This window comes from Lachnospira eligens (assembly GCF_009680455.1).
In the GTDB taxonomy this organism is placed as follows: Bacteria; Bacillota; Clostridia; order Lachnospirales; family Lachnospiraceae; genus Lachnospira; species Lachnospira eligens_A.
Map to the genome: position 1 here is coordinate 179,816 of NZ_WKRD01000004.1, position 14,391 is coordinate 194,206.

The window sequence follows — 14,391 nt, forward strand, 5'->3', positions numbered from 1 at the left end:
AATTTAAGTGACGCTTGACACATTTTTCTCGTCTATTAGGGTGAAAGACCTTAATACAAGGGGAAGGAGGAGAAGCTTATGGATGATAAGCAGATATTAGATTTATATTGGGAGCGCTCCGAAGCTGCTATATCCGAAACTTCAAAAAAATACGGAAAGTATTGCAGATATATAGCCTCTAATATTCTTCACAATGACGAAGATAGCGAGGAATGTGTAAATGATACTTATTTAAGAGCTTGGAACAGCATACCGCCTAACCGTCCATCTGTCCTAAAAACTTTTTTAGGGAAGATTACTCGCAACTTATCTTTGGACAGGTACGAACTGCTCAATGCAAAGAAACGTAATGGCGGGCAAATGTCATTGATTTTTGATGAAATACAAGAGTGCATACCATCGTTGGATAGTACAGAAAACATTGTTGAAGAAATTGCTCTAACGGATATTCTCAACCGCTTTCTTTCTTCCCTGTCATTAGAACAGCGAAAAATCTTTATGAGAAGATATTGGTATTTATCGCCCATTAAAGAAATTGCAACGGAATATGGTATGAGTGAGAGCAAAATCAAGATGTCATTATTTCGTTCAAGGAACGAACTTAAAAAATTATTAGAGAAAGAAGGTATCTCTGTATGAAAGAAAAGAAACTTTTAAGGGCATTGGGAAATGTCGATAATCAGTATATTAAGGAGGCTGAACCTATGAAAAAAACAAGTAAAATTACTAATCGGCAAAAATGGGTGTCTGTTGCTGCTTGCTTCGTACTCGTTGTTGTGATTGGAGTGGGAGTTTTTCAAAGCAATCTGTTTGGTACAAAAAACGATATTGCCACGCTGGATGGTGGAGAAACAATTACTTTTGTTAAAAATGACTTATCACAATCTTCAATTAACTTAAATGTAACAACAAGACCTTTGAGCAATGCTGAGATTGAAATGCTTTTTGCAGACCTGCCTGTTACCGCAGATGCTTACTTTGATGCTGACAATCATAATATTCTGGGTTTTGAGGGAAAAATTAGTGATACAAGAATGGTAGTATCTAAACAGGGTGTAAATCTATTAGATACTATCATTGATGGAAATACAATCACTTCAAGTGTAGACGGCGTTGATATCGATGCAGGATATTTCGTAACAAAGTCAAATAGTCAAGGTATCAAAACCGTAATATATTATGCAACCTTTGATATGGGAGAGAACACTATTTACGTAGAGTATTCTGGCGTTGAAAATGAAAGTGAAACTGTAAAAAACAACTTGGTAGACACAATTTTGAAGTTGATTGAGAACGGTGCATTTGATTTGAGCCAAATCCAAGAATAATTTGCAAATTTCATATACTAAGAACTTGATGTAACGTCTATACCCTTAAAAATATTTGGCTTCGGTATGTCAATATCGCTATGTTATTATAATGTGTATGCAAATTTGTACGACAAGGCAAAGCTAACAGCATTGTATTATTCATTATCAGGAAGAGTGGCTATCAGGCTTGATGAACTGATTGGGGGCTAAGTTATGAACGACGACAATGAAAATGTGTTGATTATTGCATATAACTTGTTCTGCACCATACTAATACCAGCAGTAATAGTATTGATAGGAATTTGGTCTTTGGAGTCGGAGAGCGATTTCACACATGGACGAACAGGAGGATTGCCGATGGGGGCATTGACTGTATTCGTTCCAGAGGTTATATTTGGTTTGAAGTGGAAAATGAAAAGGGCGTTTACAATTTCATGCTGTATTGCGTGGTGTATCTTCCTTCTTAAGATGGCACATTATTTCTTTGCTGTGGTTACAAATGCATCAATTACATATTATGGAACGGTGTGCATTGTGCTATTTGGATTAATGTGGAGTATAGTCATGGAATTGAAGCAGGAATTAAAAGAATACATTTTGGAGTTTCCACAGGAATATTGGCTTGTTCCTTGTTCTAATAGTTCGAGATATAACAAGGTGTTTCGCTTTATATGGTTAGTAGGCGTCGTTTTAGGAACGATATTTTTATTAATGATTAAATGGGGGATGAGTCTTTGATAAAAGTTATATTTTATTTTTTGCTTGTAAGTATAGGAGCAGGTTTGGTGCAGATGAAAATACCGCTGTTTGGTCGTCATAGCAAGCGGTGGGAAGAACAAAATTATGCACAGCGGTTTGGCGGTATCTTTTTTCCGGCATTCATTGCGCTTGTAGTTATCTTTTTATTTAATGAGTATAAGACGGCTCAATTACCAACTTTGAATGAAGAAATGCTGATGAATGGAGCGGAGTATTGTTTGGTAACTGATCTGAATGAGATAGGAGATGCGGATTATGCTTATGAGATAAAAAGCGGAAGCTCACAAGAGGAGATTTGCGGAATTATATCAAGTATATGTATAGACTTAAAAGGGGAAGATGATTTGGTAAATGCCAGATATGAAAACGGAGAATATATTATCATCAGCAATGGCATAACAATAGGACGGGCCGTCATAAATGACAAAGCAACAACAGATTTATTGAAGATATACCTTTATAACTAATAGAATGAAACTGCTTGTAAATATGAAACGATATTAATCAATTCAGGAGGATTACATCATGGAACGAGTAGCTAAATTTTTAAAAGAAGCAGAGACATATTATTTGGCAACAGTAGAAGGCGACCAGCCAAGGGTAAGACCTTTTGGAACAGCACACATTTTTGAAGGAAAGCTGTATATTCAGACTGGCAAGGTAAAGGATGTTTCAAAGCAGATTCACGCAAACCCGAAGGTAGAAATTTGTGCATTTAAAAATGGCGAGTGGTTTCGTGTAGCCGGAGAACTTGTAGAAGATGACAGAAGAGAAGCAAGACAGTCTATGCTTGATGCTTATCCATCTTTACAGAATATGTACTCAGCAGATGATGGAAATACCGAGGTATTCTATTTCAAGAATGCAACAGCCACATTCTCATCATTTACCCATGAACCGGAAATAGTGAAGTTTTAAAGGATAGCTGAAGATGGCAAAAAGTAAGAAAACTAAAATACATAAAAAGATTGATGGTCAGATTTTACAGATGAACAAACAATTTAGTAATCTAAAGATGAAGCAGAAGGATAAGATTACAGGATGGGTGTATGAAGAATACAAAAAGTATGTAACAGAGCATGATAAAGTACCTGATTTACTGGCAGATGAACAGATTGTTGAAGCTGTACTTGATAAGATAAATGAGGCACAAATCTGGATACCTGATGAAGAGATATACGATTATTATCGAAGAAAGAAACCACAACTTCAAAAGAGGCTGGATAATGAAAAGGTAATTAAGTTTAAATCCTATGTCAGCTTTTATAAGAGTATTGTTGATCAGGACAGGGCATCCGTTGTTATATGCAATCTCAAACATGAGATTATCTACATGAATACTGCAGCTGTTACCAGCTATGCGAAGCGAGGCGGAGATAAACTTATTGGAAGAAGTTTGTTAGATTGTCATAGTCCGGAATCTAGGAATAAAATACAGCAGGTCGTGGACTGGTTTGCAGCAGATGAAAGCCATAATATCGTTTATACTTTTCATAATGAGAAACAGAATAAAGATGTTTACATGGTGGCACTCAGAGATGAGAGTAAGCTGATAGGATATTATGAGAAACATGAATATCGAAATTCAGAAACCATGAAACCATACGATTTGTGGTGATGATATGACGAAGGATGAATGGTATAGGCAGTTGTTATACTGATGGCAAAGTCAAAAGAAGGTGCTCAGAGTGGGATTCTTTAAGAAAAAGATAGTTATGAAGACATATGATAAAGAAAATAAGAAACCGGTAATCAAGGCAAGCATATGTAATGGTGAGCAGGTTGCAGGCTTTAAGGACATTCATACAGGTAAGATAGAGGAGGTTATGCTGATTAAAAATCAGGCAGACCTTGATGCATTCAAGAAAATGTATGGAATAGATGGAGAGATAGAGAAGGAATATTGATATGAGCATATTAGGAAATATACTTTGGTTTATATGTGGTGGATTGTTGAGTGGACTGTCGTGGGTTTTGGCAGGTCTGATATGTTGTATAACAATTATTGGAATTCCTTTCGGAAAGCAGTTTTTCAAAATTGCTAAATTGTCTCTGATGCCATTTGGGGCAGAGGTAATATAATAAACAGGCAGGTAAGAAAGATGTATTTGATTAAGACAGTAAAAGGAGATATAACAAAAGTAACAGATGTGCAGGCAATTGTTAATGCAGCAAATAACTCTCTTCTTGGCGGAGGCGGTGTAGATGGTGCGATTCATAGAGCCGCAGGACCGGAACTTCTGGCTGAGTGTAGGACACTTCACGGATGCGTGACTGGAGAAGCAAAGATAACAAAAGCCTATAATTTACCATGCGATTATGTTATTCATACTGTAGGACCGATATGGAATGGAGGCAGAGATAGAGAAGAGGAGCTTCTTGCTAACTGCTATTTTAATTCTATGAAGCTGGCAATGGATAATGGAATCAGGTCTATTGCATTTCCTTCCATATCAACGGGAGTATATAGTTTTCCTGTTGAGTTGGCGGCAAAGATTGCGGTACATACAGTAAACCGGTTCTTGCAGGATAATCCAGATTGTTTTGATCTGGTGGAATGGGTGCTATTTGATACTCATACTGAATCAGTGTATGAAGATGAGGTTGATAAGATATATTAAAAGATTAATCGGTTTAGGATTGGTTTAATAGGGTCAAATATAAAACTTCATGGACGAAGGAGGAAACAGAGATTGCGCTGTCTGACCTGGTAGTAAATGATATGGTTTCAATAACATTTGCAGGAGAAATTCAGGAAACATACTCGGCACGCATAATGAACGTGATAAAGGTGCAGCTGCTGGGGGAAAATTTACATTGACATATCCAGAAAAATATTTATAATAGACATATCGCATAAAAATGCGCGACAGTTCGTTTGTACCATCCTGTCGTTAAATAAAACCAGGGCTGCTAAGAAGACTTTTTATGTAATTTAGCCCTGTAGGTGTGTATACATTTACAGGGCTTTCTATATGTGCTCACAGTGGGGCACGTTCTTTTCTAAGCAATTCTGTTTTTATTCCACAATAAATTAGAGGAGAAACTAAAATGTATTATTTAAAAACCGAGAACAGCTTTGATTCTGCACATTTTCTGAAGGGGTATGCCGGAAAATGCAGGAATCTTCATGGTCACCGCTGGAGAGTTGTTGTTGAAATAGCAGCAGACCAGTTAAAGGATGAGGGTCAGACAAGAGGAATGCTTGTGGATTTTTCTGATTTAAAAAATGCTTTGAAGGATATCTGTGATGATTTTGACCACAGCTTGATTTATGAAAAAGGTTCTCTAAAAGGTGCGACAATTGCTGCATTACAGGCGGAGGAGTTTCGTATGATTGAAGTTGGCTTCAGACCTACTGCGGAGCATTTTTCAAAATATTTCTATGAGCTGATGAGTGTAAAAGGCTTTCCAATCCACAGAGTGGAAGTATACGAGACACCTAATAATGTAGCAGCATACGAACAATAAAGGAAAGAAACTAATATGAAAGTTGTTGAGAAATTTATAAGTATTAATGGAGAGGGAAGAAGAGCCGGAGAATTGGCGGTGTTTATCAGATTCAAGGGTTGTAACCTGAATTGCTCCTACTGTGATACAAAGTGGGCCAATGAGCCAGCTTGTGATTACGAGGAGCTGTCACCAGATAAGATTTGTGAATATGTCAGTGAGACAGGCATTAAAAATGTGACGCTGACAGGGGGAGAGCCTTTATTACAGAAGGATATCAGGAGTCTGGTAGAAAAATTATTGAACAAATCGGACATTCGAGTAGAGATTGAAACTAATGGAGCGGTTGATATTGCTCCCCTTGCCAATGCATTTTCAAAAGAAAAACTTAGCCTTACTATGGATTACAAGCTGCCATCCAGCGGCTGTGAGGAGAAAATGCTTCTCTCCAATATGGAGGCTTTAAGAAAGCAGGACACAGTCAAGTTCGTTTCGGGCAGCATTAATGATTTGGAATGTGCAGAGAAAATAATTGAAAAATTTCATCTGACAGAAAGATGCCAGGTATTCATAAGCTCAGTGTTTGGTTCAATTGAGCCAGTGGAAATCGTGAATTTCATGACCAGTAAAAGGATGAATGATGTGCGTCTTCAGATTCAGATGCACAAGGTAATCTGGAACCCAGAGGAAAGGGGCGTATAATGTGAAAAATCCTAATATCAAAGATTTTTTACGTGCAAATTTGTGCTTTCAGCCCAAAGTTTGCGGGGTGAAGCAAGAATGGAGATTATGATGATAGATACGAAAGCAATTGAGGAGCATATTAGAGGGATTCTTGTTGCATTGGGCGACGACCCGGAGAGGGAGGGCTTAAAGGATACACCAAAGCGAGTTGCGAAGATGTACGAGGAGGTCTTTCTTGGGATGAATTACTCCAATCACGAAATTGCGCAGATGTTTGATAAGACATTTGAGGATGGAATTGAGGAACTTGATACTTCTAAGGTTGTAGTTATGAAGGACATCGACCTGTTTTCTTACTGCGAGCACCATATGGCGCTTATGTATGATATGAAGGCGACAGTTGCGTACATTCCTAATGGGAAGGTTATAGGCTTATCAAAGATTGCAAGAATATGCGATATGGTTGGAAGAAGACTGCAGTTACAGGAAAGAATCGGTCAGGATATTGCGGACATTATGACAGAGATAACAGGAAGCGAGGATGTTGCGGTGGTGCTTGAAGGATATCACAGCTGTGTGTCGGCAAGAGGAATTAAGAAAAACAACACGAGAACAATGACTGTAGAGTTAAGAGGAAGCTTTAAGGACGATGCAGCATTACAAATGTATCTAAGATAGGAGAGATGAGTTATGAAAGCATTAGTATTATCAAGCGGTGGCGTGGATTCCACTACGGCACTGGCATTGGCAGTGAGCCGATATGGAAAGGACAATGTAATTGCTCTGTCAGTTTCTTATGGACAGAAGCACGATAAAGAAATTCAGGCGGCAAAGGCTGTTTCTGCATTTTACGGAGTGGAGCAGTTATTCCTGGATCTGAGTAAGATTTTTCAATATAGCAACTGCTCTTTATTGCAGCAGTCTACAGAGGAAATTCCAGAGGAGAGCTATGCCATGCAGATTGAAAAGACGGAGGGCGAAAAGCCTGTAAGCACCTATGTGCCATTTCGAAATGGACTGTTTCTTTCATCGGCGGCAAGCATTGCACTAAGCAAGGACTGCAGCGTGATTCTTTATGGCGCACATGCAGATGATTCAGCTGGTTTTGCTTATCCAGACTGTTCACCGATGTTTAATGATGCTATGAATCAGGCGATTTTTGAGGGCTCAGGACATCAGTTAAAGGTGGAGGCGCCATTTGTGAATATGACTAAGGCGGAGGTGGTGAAGATGGGCTTAGAGCTTAACGCACCATACGAGCTTACATGGTCCTGCTATGAAGGAAAGGATGTGCCTTGCGGCAAATGTGGAACCTGTATCGACAGAGCGGCTGCATTTGCAGCAAATGGGGTAAGTGACCCTGCAATAAAATAAAAATTGGAGAAAGCTATGAGAGAAAAAGAGAATTTAACATTATTAGGCAACCAGCAGAACAATTACGAGACAGATTACAACCCTGGCCTGCTTGAAACATTTGTAAACAAACATCCGGAAAATGATTATTTCGTGAAGTTTAACTGCCCGGAATTCACAAGTCTCTGTCCAATTACAGGGCAGCCTGATTTCGCAAACATTATTATTTCGTATGTCCCAGGCGAGAGAATGGTGGAAAGCAAGAGCTTAAAGCTGTACCTGTTTTCATTCCGTAATCATGGGGATTTTCACGAGGACTGCGTGAACGTGATTATGAAGGATTTGATTAAGCTGATGGAGCCAAAGTATATTGAAGTGTGGGGCAAATTCACACCCCGTGGTGGAATTTCCATTGATCCATACTGCAATTATGGAAAGCCAGGAACTAAGTGGGAAGATGTGGCATTCAACCGTATGGCAAATCATGATATGTATCCGGAGAAGGTGGATAATAGGTAAAATAACATTATTAAATTTCGTGCAATGCACAAAAACCAGAAGAGTGCTGTAAGGTAATAAAAAGATTAAGCGATATTGTATGAATTTACTTTTATACAATATCGCTTTTATATGTTAGAAGAATCATCCGACGGAATTATTTATCCCAGTTAAATGAATAAGAAACAGCTTTTTTCCACATTCTGACTTTGGAATCACGCTCATTCTGGGTGATTTCAGGGTCAAATGTTCTGTCTACAGACCAGTTCTTTCTTATGTCATCGGTACTTTTCCAGTAACCAACTGAAAGTCCGGCAAGGTAAGCCGCACCCATGGCAGTTGTTTCAACACATACAGGCCTGTTTACAGGAGCACCGGATATATCTGCCTGCATCTGCATAAGAAGATTGTTAGCACTTGCACCACCATCGACCTTAAGAGAAGAAAGTTCTATGCCTGAATCTGCCTTCATTGCAGCAAGAACATCGTTTACCTGATAAGCAATTGATTCAAGTGTAGCGCGTATAATGTGATATTTGTTGACACCACGGGTTATTCCTAAGATAGTACCTCTTGCATACTGGTCCCAGTACGGTGCACCAAGTCCTGTAAATGCAGGAACAACATAGCATCCATTGGTATCGGGAACCTTTCTTGCCATATATTCTGAATCCTGTGAAGAATCTATAAAATGCATTTCATCACGAAGCCACTGGATGGCAGCTCCGGCTACATATATTGAGCCTTCAAGGGCATAGTTCACTTTACCGTCAAGTCCCCATGCAATAGTAGTAACAAGACCATTCTTGGAGAAAATAGGCTTTTCTCCTGTATTCATAAGAAGAAAGCAGCCTGTCCCGTATGTATTCTTGGCCTCTCCTGCATCAAAACAAGTCTGTCCGAAAAGTGCTGCCTGCTGGTCGCCGGCAGCTCCTCCGATTGGAATAGGACAGCCGAAGAATTCAGCGGAGGTCTCACCGAATATGCTGCTTGATGGGACCGCCTTTGGAAGCATGCATTTTGGAATATCAAGCTGGGCTAATATATCGTCATCCCATTCAAGAGTGTTAATATTAAAAAGCATTGTTCTTGATGCATTGGAATAATCTGTGGCATGAACCTGACCTTTAGTAAGTTTCCAGATTAACCATGTTTCAACTGTTCCAAAAAGAAGATCCCCTTTTTCGGCACGCTCACGGACACCTTTAACATTATCAAGAATCCATTTTAATTTGGTTCCAGAGAAATATGCATCAATAACAAGACCGGTTTTATTACGGATTGTTTCGGTAAGCCCTTTCTCTTTAAGAGAATCTGCATATTCTGAAGTTCTTCTGCACTGCCACACAATAGCATTGTATACGGGTTCACCAGAATGTCTGTCCCATACAACTGTTGTTTCACGCTGGTTGGTTATTCCTATTGAGGCAATATCTGACGCATTAGCACCTACATTTGCAAGAGCCTGCCTGGCAACTTCCAGAATCGTTGACCAGATTTCATCTGCATCATGTTCGACCCAGCCGGGTTTTGGAAAATATTGTGTAAATTCTTTCTGTGCAATACTGCACATCTCACCACTTCTGTTGAAAAGAATACAGCGGTTGCTTGTTGTTCCGGCATCAAGAGCCATTATGTATTTTGCCATGTTAAAGTCTCCTTTATATAATTTTTTAAACATATCCAGTTGATAGTTATTTTATATTTAAATTATTGTTTTATCAATGTAATAATGATAAAATGGAGATGGTATTTTGAGCAACGTGGGCTTATAAGATATTGAGGGTACAAAGGAGGCAGCTATGGTAGACATGAGCAGGTACAATAAGTTAAGGATTAACCCTGATAGATATAATTATGATCTGGCTACGAATCTTCCATTAAGAAGAACTTTCTGGAGAATAGCTGATAAAACAGTACTTTTTGATAACAAAACATATTGCATACTGGCGATAGATATAGAGAATTTTCACCTTATTAATAAGTGGTATGGTCGTGAAACTGGTGATGAGCTTCTTATAGAGATTGGAGAAGCTCTTAAGAGTATAGATGCCGGGTATGGAACAATTTCCGGATATATGGGTGGAGATAATTTCTGTGTTATATTTGAAGAGAACGATGATGTGATTAATCTAATCAGAAAAAGAATATCAGGTATTGTTAACGGATACAGGGGGCATGATATTACAAGGGCATATTATGGTGCATATAAGACTGCAGATAAGGATATAACTACAGGTGAGATGTGTGACTATGCGTATGGTGCGCTAGAGATAGCAAAACAGCGCCCTGATAAGGATATCTTCTGGTATGATGATAGTATGGCAAGGGAACAGGAAGCAGAAGCAAAGCTTATGCCAGAGATATGCAGTGCAATGGATAATGGAGAATTTACATTTTATCTTCAACCCAAATGTATATTACAGACAGGTAAGATTATTGGTTCTGAGGCACTTGTGAGATGGATAAGTCCTGAGAAAGGATTTATTTCACCAGGACAGTTTATACCGCTGCTTGAAAAGAATGGATTCATAAATAAACTTGATGTGTATATATGGGATAAAGTATGTCAGACTATAAGAAGATGGCTTGATGAGGGAAGAACAGTACTGCCAATATCAATAAATGTTTCGAGAGCAGATATATACTCTATGGATGTTGTAAGAATACTTAAAGGCATGATTGAAAAATATAATATTTCAACAGAGTATATTGAAATAGAGATTACAGAGAGTGCATATGTGGAGAATGGCTCGGTAATTAAGGATACGGAGAAGGCATTTAAGAATGCGGGCTTTAAGATTCTTATTGATGATTTTGGAAGCGGATATTCATCACTTAACATGCTTAAGGATATTGATGCAGATGTTCTGAAACTGGATATGAAATTTCTAGACCTTAATCCGGAAAATAATGATAAAGGTGTAAGCATTATAACTGCAGTTCTTGATATGGCAAGACAGCTCGATATTCCGGCTATTGCTGAGGGTATTGAGACTGATGAACAGCTTAAGCTGCTTGAAATCCTGGGCTGTGAATATGCACAGGGATACTATTATTACAGACCTATGCCTATAAGTGATTATGAGAAGCTTGTTGATGATAAGGACAACGTAGCTGATAAGCTTATTATTTTAAAAACAAGAAAGAATGATAAGTCTTATCTTAAGGAGATAACTGATTACTTCTGGAAGATTGCAGATGTTGATCTTGATACGGGAGCATATCACTTTATAAGAAGGACAGATGAGCCTGATTATGTTATGACACCAAGACCTAAGACTATTGCAGAATATGCAGACAGATATATTAAGTATGGTGTTATCCACCCGGATGATGTTTCACTTTACAAGGAAGCTATTAATCTTGGCAGAATTAAGAAACAGCTTGATGAGGGGAAAGAAAGAGGAACATACCAGATAAGATATAATATGGATGGAACATATAAATGGTATGTATTTGAGGTTACTAAGCCAACAAATTATTCTGAGGATAACAGGAGAGTGCTTTTCACATGGAAAGAAGCTGATTATCAGGCAGGTGCAAGAGAAGATGCAATGGATATTATATATAATACATTTATTAAGATACTCAGGGCTGATTTTCTGCATGACAGATATGAACCTATAAAGTCAACCCAGGAGGACATAATAAGAGATGCCGGATTATCAGGCAGTATTAAGGAATATATTGACAAATATATTGATATGGGAGTAGTTCACCCTGAGGATGCCGGGACATATAGAGATTTTGCCAATCCAGACAGGGTGCTTGAGCATTTCAGAAACAATAAAAAATCATTGAGATTGATATTCAGACGGCTTCTTGATGGTGAGTATAAGTGGATGGAGTTGGTTGTGTCAAAGAGCAAGGATTACAGTGATGAGATACCTGTATTTATATATTATCTCAGGGAGGTAAGATATATATATGAAGATACGATGGTTTCCGAAATAGAGAAAAAGAAACAGATGATATATTCGCAAGGGAAATAGTAAGCAATATTAATGATGCAAAGAAACGGGAGATGGAATTGTGGGTTCAAGCCGCAAAAGAGAAGTAACTATGTTAAACAATAGTAACAATTGTTATTATGAATAACTTTACAACCTTTTCTTTCAATGATATTATGTGTGTTGCTAAAAGAATGTACAGCTAAGGAGGCATTATGGCACAGGAAATATTAAATGTGAGCCAGCTTAAGGTTGGTGTTGAAGATAAAGAAATACTTCATGGGGTTGATCTTTCTCTTAATAAGGGAGAGACTCATGTACTTATGGGACCTAACGGAGCAGGTAAGTCTACTCTTGGTTATGCTCTCATGGGTAACCCAAGATATGAGATATTAGGTGGTAAGGTTACATTTAACGGAGAAGATTTACTTTCTAAGAATGTTGCTGAGAGATCACAGGCAGGTCTTTTTCTGTCTTTCCAGAATCCTATTGAGGTTCCTGGTATCACACTTGGTAATTTTATAAGAAGTTCTATGGAGCAGCGTGGAAAGAAGATGACATACTTCAAGTTCAAGAAGCTCCTTCAGGAGAAGATGGAATTCCTTCAGATGGATCCATCATATATGGACAGAGACCTTAATGTTGGTTTCTCAGGTGGTGAGAAGAAGAAAGCTGAGATATTACAGCTTCTTATGCTTGAGCCTTCTCTTGCTATTCTTGATGAGACTGACTCAGGACTTGATGTAGATGCTGTTAAGACAGTATCGCTAGGTGTTGAAGAATATCAGAAGACTCAGAACGGAGCACTTCTTATTATCACTCACAGCACCCGTATCTTAGAGGCACTTAAGGTGGATTATACTCATGTTCTTGTCAATGGTAATGTTGTTGCAACAGGCGACAGTGCTATGATTGATGATATCAATGAGAATGGTTTCGAAAGATTCATCAAGTAATTAAGGCTCGGAGGCTTGTAATGGAAGAAAAGACATTTGTAGATGACATAAACAGAAGTGTTTATGATATTAAGAACGAAGAGAACGATTCTTATAGAATAAAGCAGGGACTTACTCCAGAAATCGTTGAGAAGATATCAGAAGAGAAGCATGATCCTGCTTGGATGAGAGAGTTCAGACTTAAGTCATTAGAGATATATAATAATATGCAGGTGCCTGACTGGGGTCCGTCTATTGATGGACTCAATATGGATAATATTGCTACTTATGTTCGTGCCAATACGAATATGAAGGGTGACTGGAAGGATGTACCAGAAGAGATTAAGGATACATTTGACAGATTAGGTATTCCTAAGGCGGAGAGAGAGTCATTAGCCGGAGTTGGAGCACAGTACGACTCAGAGCTTGTATACCATAATGTCCGTAAGGAGGTTGCTGATCAGGGTGTTGTATACACTGATATGGAAAGTGCACTTACAGGTGAATATGCAGATATGGTACACGAGCATTTTATGAAGCTTATTACACCACAGGATCATAAGTTCGCAGCACTTCACGGAGCTGTATGGTCTGGTGGTTCATTTGTGTATGTACCAAAGGGAGTTAATCTTGAGATTCCTCTGCAGTCATATTTCAGACTTAATGCTGCAGGAGCAGGTCAGTTTGAGCATACACTTATTATTGTTGATGAGGGTGCAAGTCTTCACTTTATTGAAGGATGTTCAGCACCTAAATATAATGTTGCCAATCTTCATGCAGGTGCGGTTGAGCTTTTTGTGGCTAAGAATGCAAAGCTTCGTTACTCAACAATTGAGAACTGGAGCAAGAATATGTATAATCTTAACACTAAGAGAGCAACTGTTGCTGAAGGTGGTAAGATTGAATGGGTTTCAGGCTCATTTGGTTCGCATGTATCATATCTGTATCCTATGAGTATCCTTAATGGAGAACGCTCAAGCTGTGAATTCACAGGAATTACATTTGCAGGAGCAGGACAGAACCTTGATACAGGTATGAAGGTAGTTCATAACGCACCAGCTACAACATCAGTTGTAAGTACTAAGTCAATATCTAAGGGTGGCGGAATCAGTACTTTCAGAAGTGCGGTAACAATGACTACCAAGGCTAAGAAGAGTAAATCATCAGTTTCATGTCAGTCACTTATGATAGATGATATTTCAAGATCTGATACAATTCCGGCTATGGATATCCGTGTTAATGATGCGGATGTAGGACATGAGGCAACAATTGGACGAATCAGTGATGATGCTGTATTTTATCTTATGTCAAGAGGAATTCCGGAAGATGATGCGAGAGCAATGATTGTTTCAGGATTTGCTGATAATGTATCTAAGGAGCTTCCGCTTGAGTATGCAATGGAGATGAATAATCTTATTAAGCTTGAGATGAAGGGCAGCATTGGTTAAG

The 14,391-nt window shown here is 38.6% G+C and carries 18 protein-coding genes; 17 read left to right on the forward strand and 1 reads right to left on the reverse strand.

Annotated features, from left to right (window positions below):
* Window positions 1-78: 78 nt before the first annotated feature.
* The 14 genes from GKE48_RS06465 to queF all read left to right on the forward strand — a co-directional run bounded on the left by GKE48_RS06465 (window position 79) and on the right by queF (window position 8,075).
* The gene (locus GKE48_RS06465; protein WP_012740429.1) at window positions 79-639 is read left to right on the forward strand and encodes an RNA polymerase sigma factor; all 561 of its coding nucleotides are present in this window, start codon (window positions 79-81) and stop codon (window positions 637-639) included.
* Window positions 636-1,328 carry a hypothetical protein gene (locus GKE48_RS06470; protein WP_012740428.1) on the forward strand — a complete coding sequence of 231 codons (693 nt, stop codon included), beginning with the start codon at window positions 636-638 and terminating at the stop codon, window positions 1,326-1,328. The genes GKE48_RS06465 and GKE48_RS06470 overlap by 4 nt, the downstream gene beginning before the upstream one ends.
* A 339-nt stretch (window positions 1,329-1,667) precedes the next feature.
* A complete protein-coding gene (locus GKE48_RS06475) occupies window positions 1,668-2,048 on the forward strand; it encodes a hypothetical protein (RefSeq protein ID WP_228003398.1) in 381 nt (126 codons plus the stop codon).
* Complete coding sequence (locus GKE48_RS06480) at window positions 2,045-2,536, forward strand: hypothetical protein (protein ID WP_242854951.1); 492 nt, start codon at window positions 2,045-2,047, stop codon at window positions 2,534-2,536. The genes GKE48_RS06475 and GKE48_RS06480 overlap by 4 nt, the downstream gene beginning before the upstream one ends.
* Window positions 2,537-2,594: 58 nt before the next feature.
* Window positions 2,595-2,987 carry a pyridoxamine 5'-phosphate oxidase family protein gene (locus GKE48_RS06485; RefSeq protein WP_055287861.1) on the forward strand — a complete coding sequence of 131 codons (393 nt, stop codon included), beginning with the start codon at window positions 2,595-2,597 and terminating at the stop codon, window positions 2,985-2,987.
* 13 nt (window positions 2,988-3,000) lie between these two features.
* Complete coding sequence (locus tag GKE48_RS06490) at window positions 3,001-3,687, forward strand: PAS domain-containing protein (RefSeq protein WP_055214005.1); 687 nt, start codon at window positions 3,001-3,003, stop codon at window positions 3,685-3,687.
* A 70-nt stretch (window positions 3,688-3,757) separates the two neighbouring features.
* Window positions 3,758-3,976 (forward strand): hypothetical protein, encoded by a 219-nt coding sequence (locus GKE48_RS06495; protein WP_055214003.1) that lies wholly within the window; start codon window positions 3,758-3,760, stop codon window positions 3,974-3,976.
* 1 nt (window position 3,977) lies between these two features.
* Window positions 3,978-4,151: a YccF domain-containing protein gene (locus GKE48_RS06500; RefSeq protein WP_012740421.1), complete on the forward strand. Its 174-nt coding sequence runs from the start codon at window positions 3,978-3,980 to the stop codon at window positions 4,149-4,151.
* Between the two features lie 20 nt (window positions 4,152-4,171).
* Window positions 4,172-4,690 carry an O-acetyl-ADP-ribose deacetylase gene (locus GKE48_RS06505; RefSeq protein ID WP_022098307.1) on the forward strand — a complete coding sequence of 173 codons (519 nt, stop codon included), beginning with the start codon at window positions 4,172-4,174 and terminating at the stop codon, window positions 4,688-4,690.
* 430 nt (window positions 4,691-5,120) lie between these two features.
* Complete coding sequence (gene queD / locus GKE48_RS06510; protein ID WP_055287860.1) at window positions 5,121-5,540, forward strand: 6-carboxytetrahydropterin synthase QueD; 420 nt, start codon at window positions 5,121-5,123, stop codon at window positions 5,538-5,540.
* Between the two features lie 15 nt (window positions 5,541-5,555).
* Window positions 5,556-6,221, forward strand: coding sequence for a putative 7-carboxy-7-deazaguanine synthase QueE (queE, locus tag GKE48_RS06515; RefSeq protein WP_022098309.1), 666 nt, complete (start codon window positions 5,556-5,558; stop codon window positions 6,219-6,221).
* An 87-nt stretch (window positions 6,222-6,308) separates the two neighbouring features.
* Window positions 6,309-6,881: a GTP cyclohydrolase I FolE gene (folE, locus tag GKE48_RS06520; protein WP_055214613.1), complete on the forward strand. Its 573-nt coding sequence runs from the start codon at window positions 6,309-6,311 to the stop codon at window positions 6,879-6,881.
* A gap of 12 nt (window positions 6,882-6,893) precedes the next feature.
* Window positions 6,894-7,577, forward strand: a complete 684-nt coding sequence (gene queC, locus GKE48_RS06525) for a 7-cyano-7-deazaguanine synthase QueC (protein WP_022098311.1) — start codon at window positions 6,894-6,896, stop codon at window positions 7,575-7,577.
* Window positions 7,578-7,592: 15 nt separating this feature from the next.
* Window positions 7,593-8,075 (forward strand): preQ(1) synthase, encoded by a 483-nt coding sequence (queF, locus tag GKE48_RS06530; RefSeq protein WP_022098312.1) that lies wholly within the window; start codon window positions 7,593-7,595, stop codon window positions 8,073-8,075.
* Window positions 8,076-8,211: 136 nt separating this feature from the next.
* On the opposite strand, the gene glpK is transcribed toward queF, so the two are convergent.
* Window positions 8,212-9,702 carry a glycerol kinase GlpK gene (gene glpK / locus GKE48_RS06535; protein ID WP_154300699.1) on the reverse strand — a complete coding sequence of 497 codons (1,491 nt, stop codon included), beginning with the start codon at window positions 9,700-9,702 and terminating at the stop codon, window positions 8,212-8,214.
* Between the two features lie 154 nt (window positions 9,703-9,856).
* Between glpK and GKE48_RS06540 the strand changes: the two genes are divergently transcribed.
* The 3 genes from GKE48_RS06540 to sufB all read left to right on the forward strand — a co-directional run bounded on the left by GKE48_RS06540 (window position 9,857) and on the right by sufB (window position 14,390).
* Window positions 9,857-12,049 (forward strand): putative bifunctional diguanylate cyclase/phosphodiesterase, encoded by a 2,193-nt coding sequence (locus GKE48_RS06540; protein WP_118350691.1) that lies wholly within the window; start codon window positions 9,857-9,859, stop codon window positions 12,047-12,049.
* 173 nt (window positions 12,050-12,222) lie between these two features.
* On the forward strand, window positions 12,223-12,963 hold the full coding sequence (gene sufC / locus GKE48_RS06545) for a Fe-S cluster assembly ATPase SufC (RefSeq protein WP_012740412.1): 741 nt from the start codon (window positions 12,223-12,225) through the stop codon (window positions 12,961-12,963).
* 20 nt (window positions 12,964-12,983) lie between these two features.
* Window positions 12,984-14,390, forward strand: a complete 1,407-nt coding sequence (gene sufB, locus GKE48_RS06550) for a Fe-S cluster assembly protein SufB (RefSeq protein ID WP_012740411.1) — start codon at window positions 12,984-12,986, stop codon at window positions 14,388-14,390.
* Window position 14,391: the final 1 nt, after the last annotated feature.